This is a genomic window from Actinomycetospora callitridis (genome assembly GCF_028737265.1).
Classification (GTDB): Bacteria; Actinomycetota; Actinomycetes; order Mycobacteriales; family Pseudonocardiaceae; genus Actinomycetospora; species Actinomycetospora callitridis.
Map to the genome: position 1 here is coordinate 914590 of NZ_JAQZAK010000002.1, position 17934 is coordinate 932523.

Annotated in this window: 18 protein-coding genes; 3 read left to right on the top strand and 15 right to left on the bottom strand. The window is 76.0% G+C overall.

The window, feature by feature from the left end; translation table 11 throughout:
• Positions 1–2 precede the first annotated feature (2 nt).
• The 12 genes from PH191_RS10285 to PH191_RS10340 form a co-directional block, all read right to left on the bottom strand.
• Entirely contained in the window at positions 3–2123 is a 2121-nt protein-coding gene (locus tag PH191_RS10285; protein ID WP_274194477.1) for a serine/threonine-protein kinase, read from the bottom strand.
• An 81-nt stretch (positions 2124–2204) separates the two neighbouring features.
• Positions 2205–2573, bottom strand: a complete 369-nt coding sequence (locus PH191_RS10290) for a hypothetical protein (RefSeq protein WP_274194478.1) — start codon at positions 2571–2573, stop codon at positions 2205–2207.
• Positions 2570–3064: a hypothetical protein gene (locus tag PH191_RS10295; RefSeq protein ID WP_274194479.1), complete on the bottom strand. Its 495-nt coding sequence runs from the start codon at positions 3062–3064 to the stop codon at positions 2570–2572. Before PH191_RS10295 ends, PH191_RS10290 begins: the two co-directional genes overlap by 4 nt.
• Positions 3061–3498: a hypothetical protein gene (locus PH191_RS10300; protein ID WP_274194480.1), complete on the bottom strand. Its 438-nt coding sequence runs from the start codon at positions 3496–3498 to the stop codon at positions 3061–3063. The genes PH191_RS10295 and PH191_RS10300 overlap by 4 nt, the downstream gene beginning before the upstream one ends.
• A gap of 2 nt (positions 3499–3500) precedes the next feature.
• Entirely contained in the window at positions 3501–4475 is a 975-nt protein-coding gene (gene hemB / locus PH191_RS10305) for a porphobilinogen synthase (RefSeq protein WP_274194481.1), read from the bottom strand.
• A 78-nt stretch (positions 4476–4553) separates the two neighbouring features.
• Positions 4554–6194, bottom strand: coding sequence for a bifunctional uroporphyrinogen-III C-methyltransferase/uroporphyrinogen-III synthase (locus PH191_RS10310; RefSeq protein WP_274194482.1), 1641 nt, complete (start codon positions 6192–6194; stop codon positions 4554–4556).
• Between the two features lie 23 nt (positions 6195–6217).
• Positions 6218–7216: a hydroxymethylbilane synthase gene (gene hemC / locus PH191_RS10315; RefSeq protein WP_274194483.1), complete on the bottom strand. Its 999-nt coding sequence runs from the start codon at positions 7214–7216 to the stop codon at positions 6218–6220.
• The gene (locus PH191_RS10320) at positions 7213–8610 is read right to left on the bottom strand and encodes a glutamyl-tRNA reductase (RefSeq protein WP_274194484.1); all 1398 of its coding nucleotides are present in this window, start codon (positions 8608–8610) and stop codon (positions 7213–7215) included. Before PH191_RS10320 ends, hemC begins: the two co-directional genes overlap by 4 nt.
• A complete protein-coding gene (locus PH191_RS10325; protein ID WP_420791775.1) occupies positions 8607–9401 on the bottom strand; it encodes a redox-sensing transcriptional repressor Rex in 795 nt (264 codons plus the stop codon). The genes PH191_RS10320 and PH191_RS10325 overlap by 4 nt, the downstream gene beginning before the upstream one ends.
• 318 nt (positions 9402–9719) lie before the next feature.
• Complete coding sequence (locus PH191_RS10330; RefSeq protein ID WP_274194485.1) at positions 9720–10385, bottom strand: ferritin-like domain-containing protein; 666 nt, start codon at positions 10383–10385, stop codon at positions 9720–9722.
• Positions 10382–10969 (bottom strand): hypothetical protein, encoded by a 588-nt coding sequence (locus PH191_RS10335; protein WP_274194486.1) that lies wholly within the window; start codon positions 10967–10969, stop codon positions 10382–10384. Before PH191_RS10335 ends, PH191_RS10330 begins: the two co-directional genes overlap by 4 nt.
• The gene (locus tag PH191_RS10340; protein ID WP_274194487.1) at positions 10966–11229 is read right to left on the bottom strand and encodes a glutaredoxin family protein; all 264 of its coding nucleotides are present in this window, start codon (positions 11227–11229) and stop codon (positions 10966–10968) included. Before PH191_RS10340 ends, PH191_RS10335 begins: the two co-directional genes overlap by 4 nt.
• 977 nt (positions 11230–12206) lie before the next feature.
• On the opposite strand from PH191_RS10340, the gene PH191_RS10345 reads away from it, so the two are divergent.
• The 3 genes from PH191_RS10345 to PH191_RS10355 all read left to right on the top strand — a co-directional run bounded on the left by PH191_RS10345 (position 12207) and on the right by PH191_RS10355 (position 15454).
• A complete protein-coding gene (locus PH191_RS10345) occupies positions 12207–12803 on the top strand; it encodes a sigma-70 family RNA polymerase sigma factor (RefSeq protein WP_420791792.1) in 597 nt (198 codons plus the stop codon).
• Positions 12804–12927: 124 nt separating this feature from the next.
• Positions 12928–14256, top strand: coding sequence for a DUF5667 domain-containing protein (locus PH191_RS10350; protein ID WP_274194488.1), 1329 nt, complete (start codon positions 12928–12930; stop codon positions 14254–14256).
• Positions 14257–14398: 142 nt separating this feature from the next.
• The gene (locus tag PH191_RS10355) at positions 14399–15454 is read left to right on the top strand and encodes an HAD family hydrolase (RefSeq protein ID WP_274194489.1); all 1056 of its coding nucleotides are present in this window, start codon (positions 14399–14401) and stop codon (positions 15452–15454) included.
• A gap of 40 nt (positions 15455–15494) precedes the next feature.
• On the opposite strand, the gene PH191_RS10360 is transcribed toward PH191_RS10355, so the two are convergent.
• The 3 genes from PH191_RS10360 to PH191_RS10370 all read right to left on the bottom strand — a co-directional run bounded on the left by PH191_RS10360 (position 15495) and on the right by PH191_RS10370 (position 17851).
• Positions 15495–16559 carry a lysophospholipid acyltransferase family protein gene (locus tag PH191_RS10360; RefSeq protein WP_274194490.1) on the bottom strand — a complete coding sequence of 355 codons (1065 nt, stop codon included), beginning with the start codon at positions 16557–16559 and terminating at the stop codon, positions 15495–15497.
• Positions 16560–16636: 77 nt separating this feature from the next.
• Positions 16637–17689, bottom strand: coding sequence for an NAD-dependent epimerase/dehydratase family protein (locus PH191_RS10365; protein WP_274190914.1), 1053 nt, complete (start codon positions 17687–17689; stop codon positions 16637–16639).
• A gap of 60 nt (positions 17690–17749) precedes the next feature.
• The gene (locus PH191_RS10370) at positions 17750–17851 is read right to left on the bottom strand and encodes a 30S ribosomal protein bS22 (protein ID WP_010241351.1); all 102 of its coding nucleotides are present in this window, start codon (positions 17849–17851) and stop codon (positions 17750–17752) included.
• Positions 17852–17934 lie beyond the last annotated feature (83 nt).

The following is a 17934-nucleotide window of genomic DNA, read 5'->3' on the forward strand; positions in this document are numbered from 1 at the left end:
CGTCAGGCCGGGAGCGACTCCAGCGGCGGGGGCGCGAGCGCGGTGACCGCGCGGTCGACCGCCTCGCACGACGGGCCGGCCACCTCGATCGAGTAGGCGACCGCGTCCCAGCCCACGAAGGTCCGGCAGGGACCGCCGTCCTCGGTCTGCACCAGGGGGCCGAGGCGCCCCCCGCCCGGTGCGTTCCAGGCGGCCGCGCCGCCCGACTGCGCGCCGCGCGCGTTCGCCTCGGTACTCACGTCGCCCGCGGTGTTCCACCGCGTGTAGCTCACGGTGGTGCCCTCGGGCCCGGCGCAGCCGCGCACCTGCTCCGGCGTGACCCCGGACGTCCCCGCGGTGGGCGTGCCCGGGTTGCACCCGGGCCGGATCGCGCCGGGGAAGACCCGCTCGGGTGACCGCAGGTCCTCGGTGGTGGGCAGGCCGGTGGCGTTGAGGCTCGCGGTGACGTCGGCGCACCGGTCGTTGGTCACGTAGGCCTGCACCATCTGCGAGTGGCCGGTGTACGAGGCCACCGTCGTGCATTGCCCCTGGACGAGGGTCTGGTAGTACGGGCCCTGGGTGATGCCGTCGATCGTCCAGGTGCGGATGCCGTCGGTCGAGGGCGAGGTCTGGTACGACGCGACGCGCGTCTGGGCGTCCTGCGCGGTCGGCCAGTCGATGTAGGCGATGGCCGCGACCCCGCGCTGGCACTGCAGCACGTTCTGCGGCTGGACGCCCGTCGCCAGCTGGTAGGCGGTGCCGTCGCCCGCCAGGCACCCCGGCCGGGCGCTGTCGGGGAACGTCTGTGACAGCGGCGCGGCCTCCCCGAGCGCGAGCGTCGCCGGCGCGGTGCCGCCGCGGTCGAGGACGACGATCGCGGTGACGACGATCGCGGTGACGAGCACGACGGCCACCGCGACCAGGCCGATGACCAGGCCCCGACGGCGCGGCGTGCCCGTGGCGGCGTGCGGGCCGGACTGCCCGGGCGGGCCGGCGGGGGGTGTCGGAGACCAGGGACCCGCCGGAGGGGGACCGGAGGCATGGGGGCCGCTGTCCCAGCGGATGGCCGGGCCGCCCGCGGGCGCGTACGGGCCCTGCCCGTAGGGCGGGTGGGACGGCGGACCGGCGGGTCCGACCCAGGTCTCGCGGTGGTGCTCGGGGCCGCGCGGCGGGCCGACCGCCAGACCACCGGGTCCACCGGGCCCGGCGGGCGGGCCCTCCGGACGGCGACCGCCCGGCGGGTCGGGGACCGGGGCGGGGGCGCGTCCGTCGAGGGCGGCCCGGGCTGCCGCCGCGAACTCACCGGCGTCGCCGAAGCGCCCGCCCGGCCTCTTCGCGAGCCCCCGCAGGACGACGGCGTCGAGCGCCGGCGGCAGCCCCGGACGCCGCGCCGACGGCGGCTGGGGGTCGACGTTCAGGTGCTGGTGGAGCATCGCCGGCATGTCCCCGTCGAACGGGGGCCGCCCGACGAGGATCTCGTAGAGCACCACCGCCAGCGCGTAGACGTCGGCGCGCCTATCGACCGTCGCGCCCTCGAACTGCTCGGGCGCCATGTAGGCCAGCGTCCCCAGCGTGGTGCCCGCCTCGGTGAGCGCGCGCCCGCCCGTCGTGCCCTGGCCGAGCCGCACGATGCCGAAGTCGACGAGGTGCACGAAGTCCCGTCCGTGCGCCGTGGTCACCAGGACGTTGCCCGGCTTGACGTCGCGGTGGACGAGGTCGTGCGCGTGGGCGTCGTCGAGGGCGTCCGCGAGCTGCTCGACGAGGCCGACGGCGCGCACCGGGTCGAGCGGGCCCTCCTCGCGCAGCAGCCGGGCGAGGTCGCGTCCCTCGACGAGGCGCATGTCGAGGTAGAGGCGTCCGTCGATGACGCCGAAGTCGTGGATCGGGACCACGTGCGGCGAGGACAGGCGGGCCGCCGTGCGGCACTCGCGCTCGAACCGCTCGCGGATCTCCGGGTCGTCCGCGAGGTCCGGGGCCAGCCGTTTGAGGGCGACCTCGCGGTCGCGCCGCGTGTCGTACGCCCGGTGCACCTCGCCCATGCCGCCGCGCCCGAGACGGCCGGTCAGACGGTAGGGACCGAACATCTCCGCCGACCCGTCGGCGGGGCCCGTCGTCCCGGCGCCCGGTCCCGGCGAGCCCGTCATGTCGATCTCCCCCCAGGACGGCGGAGGGTGGTCGCCCGCGGCCCGGACGGGAGGATACGACGCAGATCACCCCGGAGGCGATCACGAACGGCGATCGGACCCCGGGGAGGTCGTGGCGTGGTCGGCGTCGTCCGCCTCGGCCGGGTGAGCGGTGGTCTCGTCCGGGACCGGAGCGTCGACGGGCGTCGGTGACACGGGTGCCGCCGGTGCCGCGTCGGCGGGTGCCCGGGCGGCCCGGAGCGCGGGCACCGCGACGAGCGCGGTGAGCACCGCCGCGACCCCGGCGACCGTGCCCGCGAGCAGGAGGCCGCCGACGAGGTGCAGCTGGCGGATCGGGGTGACGAGCAGGCCGCCGGTGGTCTCGCGGACGTCCACCCCGGCCACGAGCAGCACGACCGCCGCGACGGCGAGCACCACCGTCGCCACGGCGAGCAGGACGGCGCGTCTCACGACGACGCCCGCGCGCGCAGCAGGTCGCCGATCGCCTGCCGGAGCGCGTCGCCGTCGCGGGCCCAGGCGACCGCCCGGGTGCCGTCGCTCAGGCGCAGGACGACGGGCGTCAGCTTGCGGGGCACCACCGGCCCGTCGCCGAGGACCCGCAGGCCGTGGTGGTCCTCGTCGGCGGGACGCAGCGACGTCACCTGCGACATCGGCAGGCGGGTGCTGCCCTGGACCAGCGTCGACCGGGTCAGCTCCACCCGCAGGAAGCGCCGCCTGCTGCGGACGAGCACGAACGTGTAGAGGAACACGAGCAGGCCGACGCCGAGCCACAGCGTGACCGACGGCCCGCCGGGGGCGAGGCTCTCGAGCCCGATCCCGGCCGCCGCGAGCACCGGGCCGAACAGCAGCACCCAGGGCCGCGACCCGGTCTCGGCGTAGAGGACCGTCTCGTCGGTCGTGGCGGCGGGTGGGTCTGTCGCGGGCGGGTCGGGGGCGGTCACCGGAACCGGCCGAACCAGGCACGGGCCGCGGGCAGGTGGAGCAGCACCGCCCCGGCGACGAACGCGACGAACCACGCGCCGCCCACCCCGAGGAACGTGACCTGCACGAGGCCGACCGCGGCGAGGACCACGCCGACGGCGGTGAGGACGGTGCGCGCGCGCCGGGATCCGCGCCCGGCCCGGCGGGCCGCGACGATCGTGCCGACGCCGCCCGCCGCCAGCACCACCATGGCGGCGACCACCGCGGCCGGGCCGGTGCCGGGGTCGGCCGTGCCGAACGCGAGGCCCAGGCCGAACAGCAGGGCGGTGCCGATCATCAGCCCACCGAGCACGATCCACAGCACGACGGCGGCGGTGACCAGCCCGGGGCGTCCGGGCTCCTCCTCGGGCGGGGTGAGGTCCCGCTCCGCGTCGGACCGCGCGTGGTCGGTCACCGTCAACGGTCCAGCCAGGCGGCGGCCTCGGTGGCCCAGTACGTCAGGACGATGTCGGCGCCGGCGCGGCGGATGCCGGTGAGCGTCTCGACGATCGTGCGCTCGCGGTCGAGCCAGCCGCGCTCGACCGCGGCCGAGATCATCGCGTACTCCCCCGAGACCTGGTACGCGGCGACCGGGACGTCGGAGGAGTCGGCGACCCGGCGCAGGACGTCGAGGTAGGCCATGGCCGGCTTGACCATCACCATGTCGGCGCCCTCGTCGAGGTCGAGCGCCGCCTCGCGCGCCGCCTCGCGGGCGTTGGCCGGGTCCTGCTGGTAGGTGCGGCGGTCGCCCTGGAGCTGCGAGTCGACGGCCTCGCGGAACGGGCCGTAGAACGCGCTGGCGTACTTCGCGGAGTAGGCGAGGATCGCGGTGTCGCGGTGGCCCGCCTCGTCGAGCGCGGACCGGATGACGCCGACCTGGCCGTCCATCATCCCGCTGGGCGCGACGACGTGGGCGCCGGCGTCGGCCTGCGCGACGGCCATCTGCCCGTAGATCGGCAGCGTGGCGTCGTTGTCGACCCGACCCTCGTCGTCGAGCACGCCGCAGTGGCCGTGGTCGGTGAACTCGTCGAGGCAGGTGTCGGCCATGACCGGCACCGCGTCGCCGACCTCGGCCCGCACGTCGCGCAGCGCGACGTTGAGGATGCCCTCGGGGTTGGTGCCGCCGGACCCGACGGCGTCGCGCCGGGACGGAACGCCGAACAGCATGATCCCGCCGAGACCGGCCGCCGCCGCCTCGGCGGCCGCCTTGCGCAGCGAGTCACGGGTGTGCTGGACGACCCCGGGCATCGACGTGATCGGGCGCGGGGCGTCGAGACCCTCGGCGACGAACACCGGCAGCACGAGGTGCCGCGGGCGCACGTCGGTCTCGGCGACGAGGCGGCGCATCCCGGGGGTCGCCCGGAGACGGCGGGGACGGTCTGTGGGGAACATGCGGTTCGTCCTTCGGACCTGTGGGCGGTCGTCCGTGCCCCTGGCACGGACGACCACCCACGAGCGCGGAGCGCCAAGCTAGCGCTTGCGGGCCTTGGTCTTGCGGGGCGGGGGCAGGGCGCCCTCCGCCCGCAGCTTGTTGGCGTGCGACGCCAGCGCCTCGACCAGGGACGGCACGTCCGCGGTGTCGGGCTTCACGTCGACGCGCAGCCCGAACTCGACCGCGGTCTCCGCGGTCTTCGGGCCGATGCAGGCGACGATCGTGCGGGCGTGCGGCTTGCCGGCGATGCCGACGAGGTTCCGCACCGTCGACGACGAGGTGAAGCACACCGCGTCGAAGCCACCCGTCTTGATCGCCTCGCGGACCGGCGCGGGCGGCGGCGCGGCCCGGACGGTGCGGTACGCGGTGATGTCGTCGATCTCCCAGCCGCGCTGCTGCAGGCCCTCGGCCAGGGTCTCGGTGGCGATGTCGGCCCGCGGGAGCAGGACGCGGTCCACCGGGTCGAGGACGTCGTCGTGCGGCGGGAACACGTCGAGCAGGCCCTCGGAGGACTGCTCGGTCTCGTCGCCCGGCACCAGCTCGGGGTGCACGCCGAACGAGCGCACGACGTCGGCCGTCGCCTCGCCGACGCAGGCGATCCGGACGCCGGAGAACGCGCGGGCGTCGAGCCCGAACTCGCCGAACTTCTCCCACACGGCGCGCACCGCGTTGGCCGAGGTGAACACGACCCACTGGTAGCGCCCGTCGACCAGGCCCTTGACCGCGCGCTCCATCTGCGCCGGGCTCCGCGGGGGCTCCACCGCGATGGTGGGCACCTCCTCGGGCACCGCGCCGTGCACGCGCAGGCGGTCGCTCATCGCGCCCGCCTGGTCCTTGGTGCGGGGCACGAGCACGCGCCAGCCGTAGAGCGCGCGCGACTCCCACCAGGAGAGGGTGGCGCGGTCGGTGACGGCGTCGCCGAGGGTGACGACGAGCGGGCCCTCGAGCTCCGCGCCGTCGGCGGCGAGCTTGTCGAGGCTCGTCTCGACGGTGCGCTGCCGGGAGCCGGTGCCGCCCGCGGTGACGAGGGCGGGGGTGCCGGGCTTCCAGCCGTTCTCGACGAGGCGCGCCGACGCACCGGCGAGCTCGGCCGCGGTGGCCTGCAGGACCAGCGGGCCGGGGGCCACGGAGAGGGCGGCGTAGTCGACGGCCTCGCCCGCGGTGATGTCCACCGAGGTGTGGGCCGGGCCGAGGGCGACGCCCGCGTAGGTCGGCACCGCGGTGTCGGCGGGCATGCCCGGCACGACGTCGAACGGCACGCCGGCCGCCGCGACGGCGCGGACCTCGCTGACGATGTCGGGGCGCACGAGCGGGTCGCCGACGACCAGCCGCACGACGGAGGCGCCGCTGCGGGCCTCGCCGACGACGGTCTCCGCCAGCGTGGCGGGGTCGGCGGGCGCGGGTCCGCTCGTGGCGGCGGGATCGTCGGCGGCGAAGCCGGGCGCGACCACGGCGTCGGTGGCCGGTCCGCCGGCCGCCGGGTCGTCGGCGTGCCCGACCGGGCGGACCGTCGTCGTCGAGGGCAGCAGGCCGAGGACGTCCGCGGGCACGCCGCGATCGGCCACGACGAGTGTGGCCGCGGCGAGGGCGTCGCGGGCGCGCACGGTCAGAAGACCCGGGTCTCCGGGTCCACTGCCGACGAAGGCGACCCGGCCGGCGGTCGTCGAGGGTGCTGTCATGTCTTCCGATCCCATCGTGGTGTTCAGGAGGCGGGCGAGGGCCCCGAGGGCCCCGTCGGCTCCGCCCCGTCGGCGAGCAGTTCCTCGGCCAGTGCGCGGCCGATCTGCTCGGCGTCCTCGGTCTCTCCGGTCGCGGACCCGCGCACGAGTGCGCCGTCCGCCGTGGTGGCCACCGCACGCAGCGACAGCCGTTCGACGACGTGACCGTCGTCGTCGAGGTCCTCGACGACCTCGGCGAGCGCCCCGATCGGGGCGCTGCAGGGCGAACCCAGCGCGCCGAGCACGGCGCGCTCGGCGGCCACGGCCACCGCGACGCCCTCGTCGTGCAGGGTGGTGCGCAGCAGGTGCTCGAGCGCCGCGTCCTCCGAGCGGCACTCGCAGGCCAGCGCGCCCTGGGCGGGCGCGGGCAGCACCTGGAGGGGGTCGAGCACCTCGGTGACCTCGCCGACCCGCCCGAGGCGGGCCAGTCCGGCGCGGGCGAGCACGACCCCGTCGAGCTCGCCCCGGGTCACCTTGGCGATCCGGGTGTCGACGTTGCCACGGATCGGCACGAGCTCGAGGCCGAGCCCGAGCGCGCGGATCTGGGCGACCCGCCGCGGCGAGCCGGTGCCGATCACCGCGCCCGGCGGGAGCTCCCCGAGCACCATCCCGTCGCGGGCGACGAGGGCGTCACGCGGGTCCTCGCGCGCCGGCACGGCGGCGAGCGTCAGCCCCGGCACCCCGGCGGTCGGCAGGTCCTTGTACGAGTGCACGGCGAGGTCGATCTCGCCGGCGAGCAGGGCGTCGCGCAGCGCGGTGACGAACACGCCGACGCCGTCCATCGCGATCGGTGTGCCCGCCGCCTGGCTGCGGTCGCCGTCGGTGGAGATCGTGACGATCTCGACCGTGGCGCCGGCGTCGGTGAGCGCCGAGGCGATGATGTCGGTCTGGGTGCGCGCGAGCAGGCTCGCGCGCGTGCCGATGCGGATCGTGCGGGCGTCGGTGCCGGTCATGGGCGGCGCGTCCGTCGCGTCGGCGGTCATCGCCGCCCCCCGGGACCCCGGGTGTCGACGGCCAGCGCCTGGTCGACCTCGTCGCCGGGCTCGACGCTCGCGGTGTAGGTGCTCGCCTCGGTGGCGGCCAGCACCGCGGGCGTCTGCGGGTCGAGCTCGAACAGCTCGCGCAGCGCCTCGGCGTAGGTGTCGCCGCCCGGAGACTGCGCGAGGCGCTTGACCTGCACCGTCGGGGTGTGGAGCAGCTTGTCGACCACGCGGCGCACGGTCTGGGCGACCTCGGAGCGGGAGCGCTCGTCGAGGTCGGGCATGCGGCCGTCGAGGCGCAGGAGCTCGGCGTCGACGACCTCCGCGGCGCGCCGGCGCAGGGCGGTGACCGTCGGGGTGACCTCGGCGGTGCGCTGCGCGGCGAAGTAGGCCCGCACCTCTTCGGCGACGACGGTGCGCGCCTCCTCGACGGCGATCCCGGCGCTCGCCGAGCGAAGCCGCTCGCCGAGGGCGGCCAGGTCGACGACGGTGACGCCCTCGATCTCGGCGACGCGCGGGTCGACGTCGCGGGGCAGGCCCAGGTCGCAGACGACGAGCGGGGCGGCACCCGTGTCGCGGCCCGCCAGCCCGCGGCGCACGTCGTCCTCGCCGACCACGGTGCCGACGGCGCCGGTGCAGGCGACGACGAGGTCCGCGGCGGCGATCTCGGCGGCGAGTGCGTCGAGGCCGACGGCGCGGGCGGTGGCCCCCTCGGTGCGCAGGGCCACGGCGAGGCGCTCGGCGTTGGCCTCCGAGCGGTTGGCCAGCACGAGGTCGTCGACACCGCCGCGGCGCAGGTGCGCGGCCGTCAGGGCGCCCATCGACCCGGCGCCGACCACGAGTGCGCGACGCCCGGCCAGCCCGCCCAGGGCGGCCTCGGCGTCGGTGAGGGCCTCGGAGACCACCGAGGCGCCCGCCGCGTCGATCCCGGTCTCGGCGTGGGCGCGCTTGCCCACCCGCAGCGCCTGCTGGGCCAGCTCGTGCAGCACCCGGCCCGCCGAGCCGAGCTCGCGGGCGTCGGCGTACGAGGCGCGGAGCTGGCCGAGGATCTGCGCCTCGCCGACGACCATCGAGTCGAGGCCGGCGGCCACCGAGAACAGGTGCTCCACCGCCGAGCCGGCGTAGTGCACGTAGAGGTGGTCGGTGAGGTCGGAGACCTCGGCGTGCGCGTGGCGGGCCAGCACGTTCGAGACCTCGGTGAGGCCGCCGTGGAAGGTCTCGACCACCGCGTAGATCTCCACGCGGTTGCAGGTGGAGACCAGCATCGCCTCGGTGACGTGCTCGCCGGTGAGGAGCTCGTCGAGGACCTTGCGGGTGTCCTCGGGGGAGACGGCGACGCGCTCGAGCACCGGCACCTCGGCGGTGCGGTGCGAGACGCCGACCAGGAGCAGGCTCATCGGGAGAACACCTCTCGCGGGGTCGGTCGCGACGGGGCGGCGGGACCGGCCGCGGACACCGTGCCGTGCCGGCGGGCCACGTGGAACGACAGGACCTGCATCTCCACCGCCAGGTCGACCTTGCGCACCTCGACCCCGGCCGGCACCGAGAGCACGGTGGGCGCGAAGTTGAGGATGCTGCGCACGCCCGCGGACACGAGGTGGTCGCAGACGCGCTGGGCGGCCTCCGCCGGCGTGGCCACCACGCCGATGGTGACCCCGCGCGCGGCGCACACCGCGTCGATCGCGTCGGCGTGCTGCACCTCGACGCCGTCGATGACGGTGCCGACGAGCGCCGGGTCGACGTCGAAGAGGGCGGCGACCGGGAAGCCGCGCTGGGCGAACCCGCCGTAGCCGGCGAGCGCGTGCCCGAGGTTGCCGACCCCGACGAGCGCCACGGCGTGCGGGCTGTCCAGCCCGAGCGTCGCCTCGACCTCGGCGGTGAGGCGGGAGACGTCGTACCCGACGCCCCGGACACCGCAGGAGCCGATGAGGGAGAGGTCCTTGCGGAGCTTCGCGGAGTTCACCCCGGCCGCCGCGGCGAGCTCCTCGCTGGACACGGTGCCGCGGCCGTCGGCGAGCAGGGAGGTGAGGACGCGCAGGTAGACGGCCAGGCGGGCCACCGTCGCCTCGGGCACCGGGCGGGCGGCGGACTCCTCGCCACCGTCGGAGGCGTGGGCGAGGTCCACCCCGGGCGGTCGGCTCGAGGGCACCGCGCGCCGAGCGGGCCGGGTGCCGCGGTCGACCGTCACTTCCGGGCGCCTCCTGTCATGCCTGCATCACCACGCCGTCGCGGGGTTCCCGCACCCGCGGCCGTGCACCACGCGGACGTCCCTGGATCGGTTCCAGAACAACGCTAGCGCTCGTGAACGCACGCACAAAATCGCCGCGGGACCTCCGGCCGTGGGCTCGACCACCCTCCGCACCGGCGCGGACCCGCGCCGTGTCGTGACGACCGGCGGAGGTCTCCAGTCTGCCAGTCGGCGCGCCGCGACGCGCCGTCCACACCGGCCTGGAGCAGCGCGGGGCGGTACTCGGCCGTCCCCGTGCGCCGTCCGGCCCCGTTCGGGTCAGACCGTCAGGGCGTCCGGGCCGAGCGCTCCGGCGGTGGGGTCCGTGGGTGCGGTGGGCGGCCGTCCGAGCAGGAAGTCCGCCGTCGCGCCGTGCATCGCGGAGACGGGCGCGACGCCCGCCGCGAGGGCGACCGTCGACGTCTCGGTGGCGCGGCCGGCGATCGCGGTGATGGTGGCGGTGACGGTCGCGGTGACGTCCGCGGCGAGTCCCAGCAGGTCGACGGGGGCGACGGCGGCCACGAGGCGACCCCGCAGCGGGGGCTCGACGGTGAGGGGGTAGCCGTCGACCGGGGGCCGCCCGGCGTTCGTCAGCAGCCGGTTCCACGCCTCGGCGTGCGCCACGTGCTGGGCCGCGGCCCCGGACAGGAAGGCCGTCACCACCCCCGGGACGGACCCGTACCGACCCTGGCCCGCGCCGGTGCCCGCCTGGCCGAGGAGGTCGCCGGCGAGGCCGGAGAGCGCGGCCGCGACGGCCATGAGAGCCGCATCACCCTCGTACACGGGTGCCGGTGTGGTGGTCGTGGTGGTCGGCGGCGGCGGCGTGCCCGCCGGGGCGGGGGAACCGGGCGGCGCGGTGTTCGAGCAGGCGGCCAGCGCGGCCGCGCCCGAGAGCGCGCCGAGCCCGAGCAGGAAGCGGCGACGCGTCGTCCCGGGCCCGGTCATCGCAGGGCCCCCTCGGTGGCCGGCGACGCCTTCTCCGTGGGGAAGAGGACGTCGGGGAAGCCGACGGTGCCCGCCCCGGGCGGCAGCGCGACCAGGTCCGGGGGCACGGCGACCAGGTCGGCGCGCCCCGTGGAGAGCAGCGCGCCCAACGTCAGCAGCAGGGCCTTGCGTCGGGCGGAGGCCGTCGCGTGCCCCAGGACCGTGACCCGCACGTCGGGGGACGAGAGGTCGACGACGTCGGCGACGAGGGTCTGGGCGAGGACGTCCTCGAGGGTCAGCAGGAGACCGACGACGTCCCCGGGACCGCGCACCGTCGGCAGGGCCTGCTCCACCACCGCGGCGTACTTCGCGTTCGGCGAGGTCTGCGCCCCTCCCCCGGCGGTGCGGGTGGCCCGGGCGAGGTCGGTGCGGGCGCGGTCCAGCTCCTGCACCGCGGTGGCCAGGAGGGCGCGGACCGGTGCGAGCGCGGTGCCGCCGCCGGCGTAGGGCAGCCGCTGCAGGCGTGTGTAGGTGTCGGAGGTGAGCTCCACCAGCGACGAGGCGGTCTGCAGGATCGGCACGTCCGCGGGCGTCGGTGCCGTCATGGCACGTCCCCGCCCGTGAGGGCACGGACCAGGTCGTCCGGCTCGATCCGCCAGGACCCGATCTCGACGCCGTCGACGAGCGTGACGGGGATGCGGTCGCCGTACTCGGCGCGCCACTCGGGGTCGGTGTCCGCGGCGTCGACGTCGACGACGACGTGCTCCTCGCCGACCCGCGCGCCGATCTCCCGCACCACGCCCTCCATCCGGTCGCAGGTCCGGCAGTCCGCCCGCACGAGCACGACGATGCGGGTTGTCTCCACGTCCGGTCCCGCGTCCGATCCCACGTCCGGGTCCACGTCCGGGGAGGCGCCCGACCCGTCCGGGCGACCGCCCGCCGCACCGCCCACCGACACGGTCGCCCGCTCGTCGGACCGTTCGTCCGCCACCGGCTCGTCGCCTCCCTCCGGGGCCGCGTCCCTGCCCCGCCCGGCGGCAGTCTCCCACGGTGCCGTGACCTCCACGCGGAGCCCCACGACCACTCCGAACGGCCGCTCGTCGCACCGTTGCTGCAGGTCGGAGAGGGTCACCCCTCCCGTGGGCGCGCCGGTGTCAGGGGCCGTCGGGCCGCACGTATGCTCCCGCGGCGAGGCCTCCTCACCGGGGGAACCGGTCGGGAATCGTCGATCGAGGGAGAGGGCATGTCCGACGCTGCCGGTCGTCACGACCGGGCGCGCGCGCACGCTCTCGGGGCCCCCGGCCTCCCGTTCCCGCCCGGAGCAACGTGAGGCGCGCGGCACCCGATCCCGCCGACGAGCCCGGCGCCGGCCGCCCCCCGGCACGGGGCGACGCCCGGCGCGGCACCGGCGCACGCGGAGCCACCGGCACCGACACCCCGCCCGAGCCGGTGATCGGCACCCGCACCCACGGGAACACCAACGGCCACACCAACGGTCACGCCAACGGCCATGGCGGGCACCACGGGCACGGCACCCCGACGGCGGCACCAGCGGCACCGCCGACGGCTCCGTTCTACCCCGCGCAGCGCCGGCGCGAGGACACCTGGCCCCCGCCGGCGGGCGACGGCGCCCCGGCACCCCGGACCGGCTCCGGTCCCCTCCCGGGCCCGCCGCCTCCCCCGACCGCGCACCCGCCGACCGTGCACCCGCCGACTGGCCCTGCGCCGATCGCCGACCCGGGCGAGCCGACCACCGGCCTCCCGATCGCCGACCCCGGCGTCGCCGTGCCGGCCCTGCCGGCCGACGGGCCGCCCCCGCTCGCGGAGGACGGCTCGGAGACCGTGGACGCCGACGAGCTCCCCGACGACCTCCCCGAGGAGGGCGCCTCGGCCGAGGGCTGGGCGCTCGTGCGGGCCGCGCAGGACGGCGACACCGACGCCTTCGGTCAACTCTTCGACCGCTACCACGACACGGTCTTCCGGTTCGTGCTCTACCGCCTGGGCGACCGGCCCGCGGCCGAGGACCTCACCCAGGAGACGTTCGTCCGCGCCTTCCGCCGGATCACCTCGGTGAGCTACCAGGGCCGCGACATCGGTGCGTGGTTCGTCACCATCGCCCGCAACCTGGTGCTCGACCACGTGAAGTCCAGCCGCTACCGGCTCGAGTCCGCGACCGCCGAGGTCGCCGACGTCGCGCCCGGCAGCCTGCGCCCCGGTCCCGAGACCGAGGTGATCGCGGGCGCCACCCACGCCGAGCTGCTGAAATGCGTCGCCAAGCTGGGCGACGACCAGCAGGAGTGCATCGCGCTGCGCTTCCTCCAGGGCCTCTCCGTGGCCGAGACCGCGGACATCATGGGCCGCAACGAGGGGGCCGTGAAGGCGCTGCAGCACCGTGCGGTGCGTCGTCTCGCTCAACTGTTGCCCGAGGGTCTGCGGTGAGTCACGACGATGTAATTCGAACCGCACACCGCAAAGACGTAACCGGTCGCCCGTCCGGTCGTTTTGCCCATCGACGAGCACGGCGCGCACGCAACGTGACGCGCGGACGATGAGGACGGGCGGAATGTCGAGCGGGTACGACGGGGACGACGAGCTGTTCGCTCGCGTCTGGGCGCAGCGGGACGCGGCGGAGCGTCCGGCGCCCCCCGATCCCCGTCGGGAGCGCCCCCAGGAGCGCCCCCAGGAGCTCCTCGACCCCGAGCTCGCCCGCGTCCTCGACGTCGCCTCGGCCCTGCGCACCGCCGGTCGCGCGGCGCAGGGTCCCGACCCGGACGCCTCGGCACGCATGCGCGCCGCCGTGATGGCCGAGATCGGCGGCGGGACCGCCGACGGCGCGACCCGCGAGCGCACCCGCGTGCTGCGCTCCCCGGACCCCGGTCCGGCCGGTGGTCGGGGGGCCGGCCGGGCCGGTGCCACCACGCGGCGGGAGACCCGCGAGAGCCGCGGCGGGACGCGTCCCGCGGACCGGCGCCCCGCCGCCCGCGCGACGTCCCGGCGCTCGGGCGCCCGCCTGCTGTCGTCCTTCGTCACCGGCGCGTGCGCCGTGATGCTGCTCGGCGCCCTGACGGTGCTCCTGAGCCGCGGCGCGCTGCCCGGCGAGATGCTCTACGGCATCAAGCGCGCGTCGGAGAGCGCCGAGATCGGCCTCACCAGCGGCCAGGAGGCCAAGGGCCTCAAGCACCTCGACTTCGCCTCGACCCGCCTCGAGGAGGTCTCGGACCTCATCGAGCGCCAGGCCGCCACGGCCGCGGGCGCGGGACCGGTCGCCGCCGGCATCGGCCCCGACGAGGCCGCCCTCGTGCTGGACAACCTGCGGGCGTTCGACGAGCAGGCCCGCACCGGGTCGCGGCTGATCCTGCCGCTCGCCGCCCAGCCCACCGGCCCGTCGCCCGCCGAGCTGGGCGAGTGGGCCCGGTCCCAGTCGGCCCGTCTCGACACGCTGAGCCCCTCGCTGGACGGCGACGGGCGCACCGCCGCCGCCGGGTCGCAGCAGATGCTGCAGCGCATCGACCAGCGCGCCACCGCGTTCGGCGGGTCCGAGCGCTGCTCGACCGGTGACGCGGCCGACGACCTGGGCCCGCTGCCGACCGGCGACTGCGACGCCGGCTCCGCGTCGGACGACACGCAGACCACCACGACGGCGATCCCCGAGTCCACGACCACGAGCACGACGTCGAGCACCACGACGTCCAGCACGTCCTCCACGACGTCGTCGCGCAACGAGACGTCCAGCCGCGACGACGACTCGGACGACTCCGGCTCCTCGTCGGGCTCCCGCGAGCAGCAGACCTCGACCCCGGATCCCGTCCAGGTCCCCCTGCCCGTGCCGCTGCTGCCGCAGGTCGACGTGCCGCCGCTGCTGCCGGGTCTGCCCGGCCTCAGCCTGGGCTGACCGGCCTCGCCCGGCGCGACCGGTGGGCGGTCGGGCCCGTCTAGGGTGGAGAGCACCGCCGAGGACGCTCCCGTCCCACCCCGGCGGCCCGGTCCCGGGACGGCGACGACACGGGCGGCGACGACACGGGGAGGACCCGGCGGTGGGACGACGGCGCGAGCGCCGGATACAGGCGGAGCGCGACGCGGCGCGACGCGCCGGGGAGGCCTCCGCCGAGGCCGCGGTGCGGGACGCCGCCCTCGGCACGCCCACCGCGTCGGAGCTCCTCGAGGCGGTGCCGGACAGCGCAGGCCCCACCACGGACGCCGCCGGCGGGGTCGACGGTGCCCCCGACGGCGAGCTCTCGGGCGGGGGTCCGGCGGCCGCGGCCGCGTCGGCCGACGCCCCGGACATCCACCAGGTGCCGCCGTCGACACGCGTCCCGCCCGACCTCACGGCCGCCGCGTTCTTCGACGTCGACAACACCATGATGATGGGCGCGTCGATCTTCCACTTCGCCCGCGGCCTGGCCGCCCGGAACTTCTTCTCCGGCTCGGACATGCGCGGGTTCGTCTGGCAGCAGCTGAAGTTCCGGCTCGGCGGCGAGGGCTCGCCCGAGGACGTCCGCGCCCACCGCGAGCAGGCCCTGTCCTTCGTCGCCGGCCAGCCCGTCGCCGAGCTCGTCGAGCTCGGCGAGGAGATCTACGACGAGCTGATGGCCGACCGCATCTGGGAGGGCACCCGCGCCCTCGCCCAGATGCACCTCGACGCCGGCCAGCGGGTCTGGCTCGTCACCGCCACGCCCCTGGAGCTGGCGCGCATCATCGCGCGCCGCCTGGGCCTCACCGGCGCCCTGGGCACGGTCGCCGAGAGCGAGGACGGCGTCTTCACCGGCCGCCTCGTCGGCGAGCTGCTGCACGGCCCGGCCAAGGCGCACGCGGTGCGCGCCCTCGCGGCCCGCGAGGGGCTCGACCTGCGGCGCTGCGCGGCCTACTCCGACTCGGTCAACGACGCCCCCATGCTGTCCGTGGTGGGCACCGCGGTGGCCGTCAACCCGGACTCCGACCTGCGCCAGATGGCCCGGCGGCGGGGCTGGGAGATCCGCGACTTCCGGTCCGGGCGCAAGGTCGCCCGCATCGGCGTGCCCTCGGTGCTCGGCGCGGGCGCGGTGGCCGGCGCGGTGGTGGCCGGCGCCGCCTACCGCCGTCGCGTCAGCTGACCCGGCCCGCCCAGCCCCGGTCCGCCCAGCCCCGGTCCGCTCAGCCCAGGAAGGCGTTCCGCCGGCCCGCGAGCAGGCGGTAGAGGGTCTGCTGGATGTTCTCGCGCACCTGGTCGGTCAGGTTGAACACCAGCATCGGGTCGTCGGCCGCGCTCGGGTCGTAGGAGTCCGTGTGGATCGGCTCGCCGAACTCGATGTACCACTTCGACGGCAGCGGCACGAGGCCCAGCGGTCCCAGCAGCGGCCAGGTCGGCGTGATCGGGAAGTAGGGCACGCCGAGCAGGCGCGCGATCGGGCCGAGGTCGGCGATCTTCGGGTAGATCTCCTCGGCCCCGACGATCGAGCACGGGATGATCGGGACGCCGCAGCGCAGCGCGGCCGAGACGAAGCCGCCGCGCCCGAAGCGCTGCAGCTTGTAGCGGTCGGCGAAGTCCTTGCCGATGCCCTTGAACCCCTCGGGCCACACGCCGACGAGCTCGCCGGCCGACAGCAGGGCCTCGGCGTCGGCGTTGCAGGCGAGCGTGTGCCCGGCCTTGCGCGCCGCGGCACCGACGCCCGGGAGGCCGAAGACGAGGTCGGCCGCGAGCATCCGCAGATAGCGCGGCACGGGCAGGTCGTCGTGCGTCGCGACCGTCGTCATGAGCGCGTCGAGGGGCAACGTGCCCGAGTGGTTGGCCACGAGCAGCGCACCGCCGGAGGTCGGCACGTTCTCGGTGCCGATGGTCTCCACCCGGAACCACTTCTCGTAGAGCGGGCGCAGCAGCGGCATGACCACGTTCTCGGTCAGGTCGCGGTCGAACCCGAAGTCGTCGACCGCGTAGCGGCCCGTCAGCCGGCGCTGCAGGAACTCGCCGACCTCGGCCACCCGCGCCTCGAGCTCCGTCGGTCCCGACGGGGCCGGCAGCGCGGCCAGCTCGCCGCCGGTGGCGGGCTCGACGGCGTCCACGGCCTCCTCGGTGGGCCTACCGTCGCCGTCCAGCCCGCGCGCGGCCGCCGTGCGCTCGGTGAGGGATCCGATCCCCGGTCGGCTCGCCCGCCGCGGCGCGGGACGGGGTCGCGGACGACCTCCGTCCTGGCGCAACGGGATGACCCGGGCCTCGGGCATGACGTCTCCTCGCGGACGCTCGTGATCGGACAGCTGGTGGTCGGACAGCTCGTGGTCGGACAGGGTGTGGTGCGGGGTCACGAGCCCGTGGGCAGGGCGCGCGCGACGGCGACCGCCGCGTCCTGGGCCTGCCCGAGCCTCGACGGATCGATCCACGGGCGCAGCCCGCGCCCGGCCACGAAGTCGTCGAACGCCTGCACCGTCGTCCAGCGTGGCGTGAACCCGAACTCCGTGCGCAGCTTCGTGGTGTCCACCACGCGACCGAAGTTCAGCAGGCGCATCTGCTCGGGCGAGAAGTCGACCAACCGGGCGCGCCGGGTGAACCGCCCGACCAGCGGCACCGCGGGCTGCGGGATCGGCAGCGGGAACCGGCCCGCGCGGCGGATCGCCTGCGAGAGCATGAGCACCCCGGCGCCGCCGACGTTGAACACCCCGGGCAGGTCCTGCGCCGCGGCGCGCTCGAGCACCGCGACCGCGTCCTCCTCGTGCAGCAGCTGCACCCGGGCGTCGTATCCCAGGACGACCGGGACCACCGGCAGCGAGAAGTACCGGACGAACGACGTGTCGATCCGCGGGCCGATGAGATTGACGAACCGCAGCGTCGTCACCGGGATGTCCGGCCGGCGTCGAGAGAAGCTGCGGACGTAGCCCTCGATCTCGACCGCGTCCTTCGCGTAGCCCCCCGGCGGGATCGCCTTCGGCTCGGTGGTCTCGGTGAACGTCGCCGGGTCACGCTTGCTCGCGCCGTAGACCGCGCTGGTCGACTTCACCACCAGGCGCCGCACCGTGTCGGAACGCTGGCAGGCCGCGAGCAGCTGCATCGTCCCGATGACGTTCATCTCCATCATCATCGAGCGCCCCCCGGACTGCCCGGGATTGCCCGAGAGGGACGCGTGGACGACGGTGTCGACCTTCGCGGTGGAGATGACCTTGCCGATCAGCGGGTTCCGGATGTCGACGCGCACGAACTCCGCGCGGCCCATCCGTCGCCGCATCTCCCGCGACGGCGGCGTGGTGTCCACGCCGAGGACGCGCTCGATCGACGGGTCGGCCGCCAGACGCGCCGCCAGGTGGCCGCCGAGGAAGCGGCTCACCCCGGTGACGAGGACGACGGACGGCGCCTCGGGCATCAGCTGGGCATCTCCTGGGGTCGTGCGGCCGACGTCGGGCCCCTCGCGGGCCGGACGGGCCTACTTGCCGAGCTTGCGACGCTGCACGCGGGTCTTGCGGAGCAGCTTACGGTGCTTCTTCTTCGACATCCGCTTACGACGCTTCTTGATGACCGAACCCAATGGAGTACCTCTCGTGAGCAGGACGCGACCGACGGGTCGCGGACACACCACCGTACCGGCCGCCGCCGTGGCGGCCGGTGGGT

Excerpts from the sequence above, each read along its gene's own strand:
- PH191_RS10310 (WP_274194482.1), bottom strand. The coding sequence starts at position 6,194 with ATGACAGCACCCTCGACGACCGCCGGCCGGGTCGCCTTCGTCGGCAGT.
- PH191_RS10330 (WP_274194485.1), bottom strand. The coding sequence starts at position 10,385 with ATGACCGGGCCCGGGACGACGCGTCGCCGCTTCCTGCTCGGGCTCGGC.
- hemB (WP_274194481.1), bottom strand. The coding sequence starts at position 4,475 with ATGTTCCCCACAGACCGTCCCCGCCGTCTCCGGGCGACCCCCGGGATG.
- PH191_RS10320 (WP_274194484.1), bottom strand. The coding sequence starts at position 8,610 with ATGAGCCTGCTCCTGGTCGGCGTCTCGCACCGCACCGCCGAGGTGCCG.
- PH191_RS10365 (WP_274190914.1), bottom strand. The coding sequence starts at position 17,689 with ATGCCCGAGGCGCCGTCCGTCGTCCTCGTCACCGGGGTGAGCCGCTTC.
- PH191_RS10285 (WP_274194477.1), bottom strand. The coding sequence starts at position 2,123 with ATGACGGGCTCGCCGGGACCGGGCGCCGGGACGACGGGCCCCGCCGAC.
- PH191_RS10335 (WP_274194486.1), bottom strand. The coding sequence starts at position 10,969 with ATGACGGCACCGACGCCCGCGGACGTGCCGATCCTGCAGACCGCCTCG.
- hemC (WP_274194483.1), bottom strand. The coding sequence starts at position 7,216 with ATGACCGCCGACGCGACGGACGCGCCGCCCATGACCGGCACCGACGCC.
- PH191_RS10360 (WP_274194490.1), bottom strand. The coding sequence starts at position 16,559 with ATGCCCGAGGCCCGGGTCATCCCGTTGCGCCAGGACGGAGGTCGTCCG.
- PH191_RS10350 (WP_274194488.1), top strand. The coding sequence starts at position 12,928 with ATGTCGAGCGGGTACGACGGGGACGACGAGCTGTTCGCTCGCGTCTGG.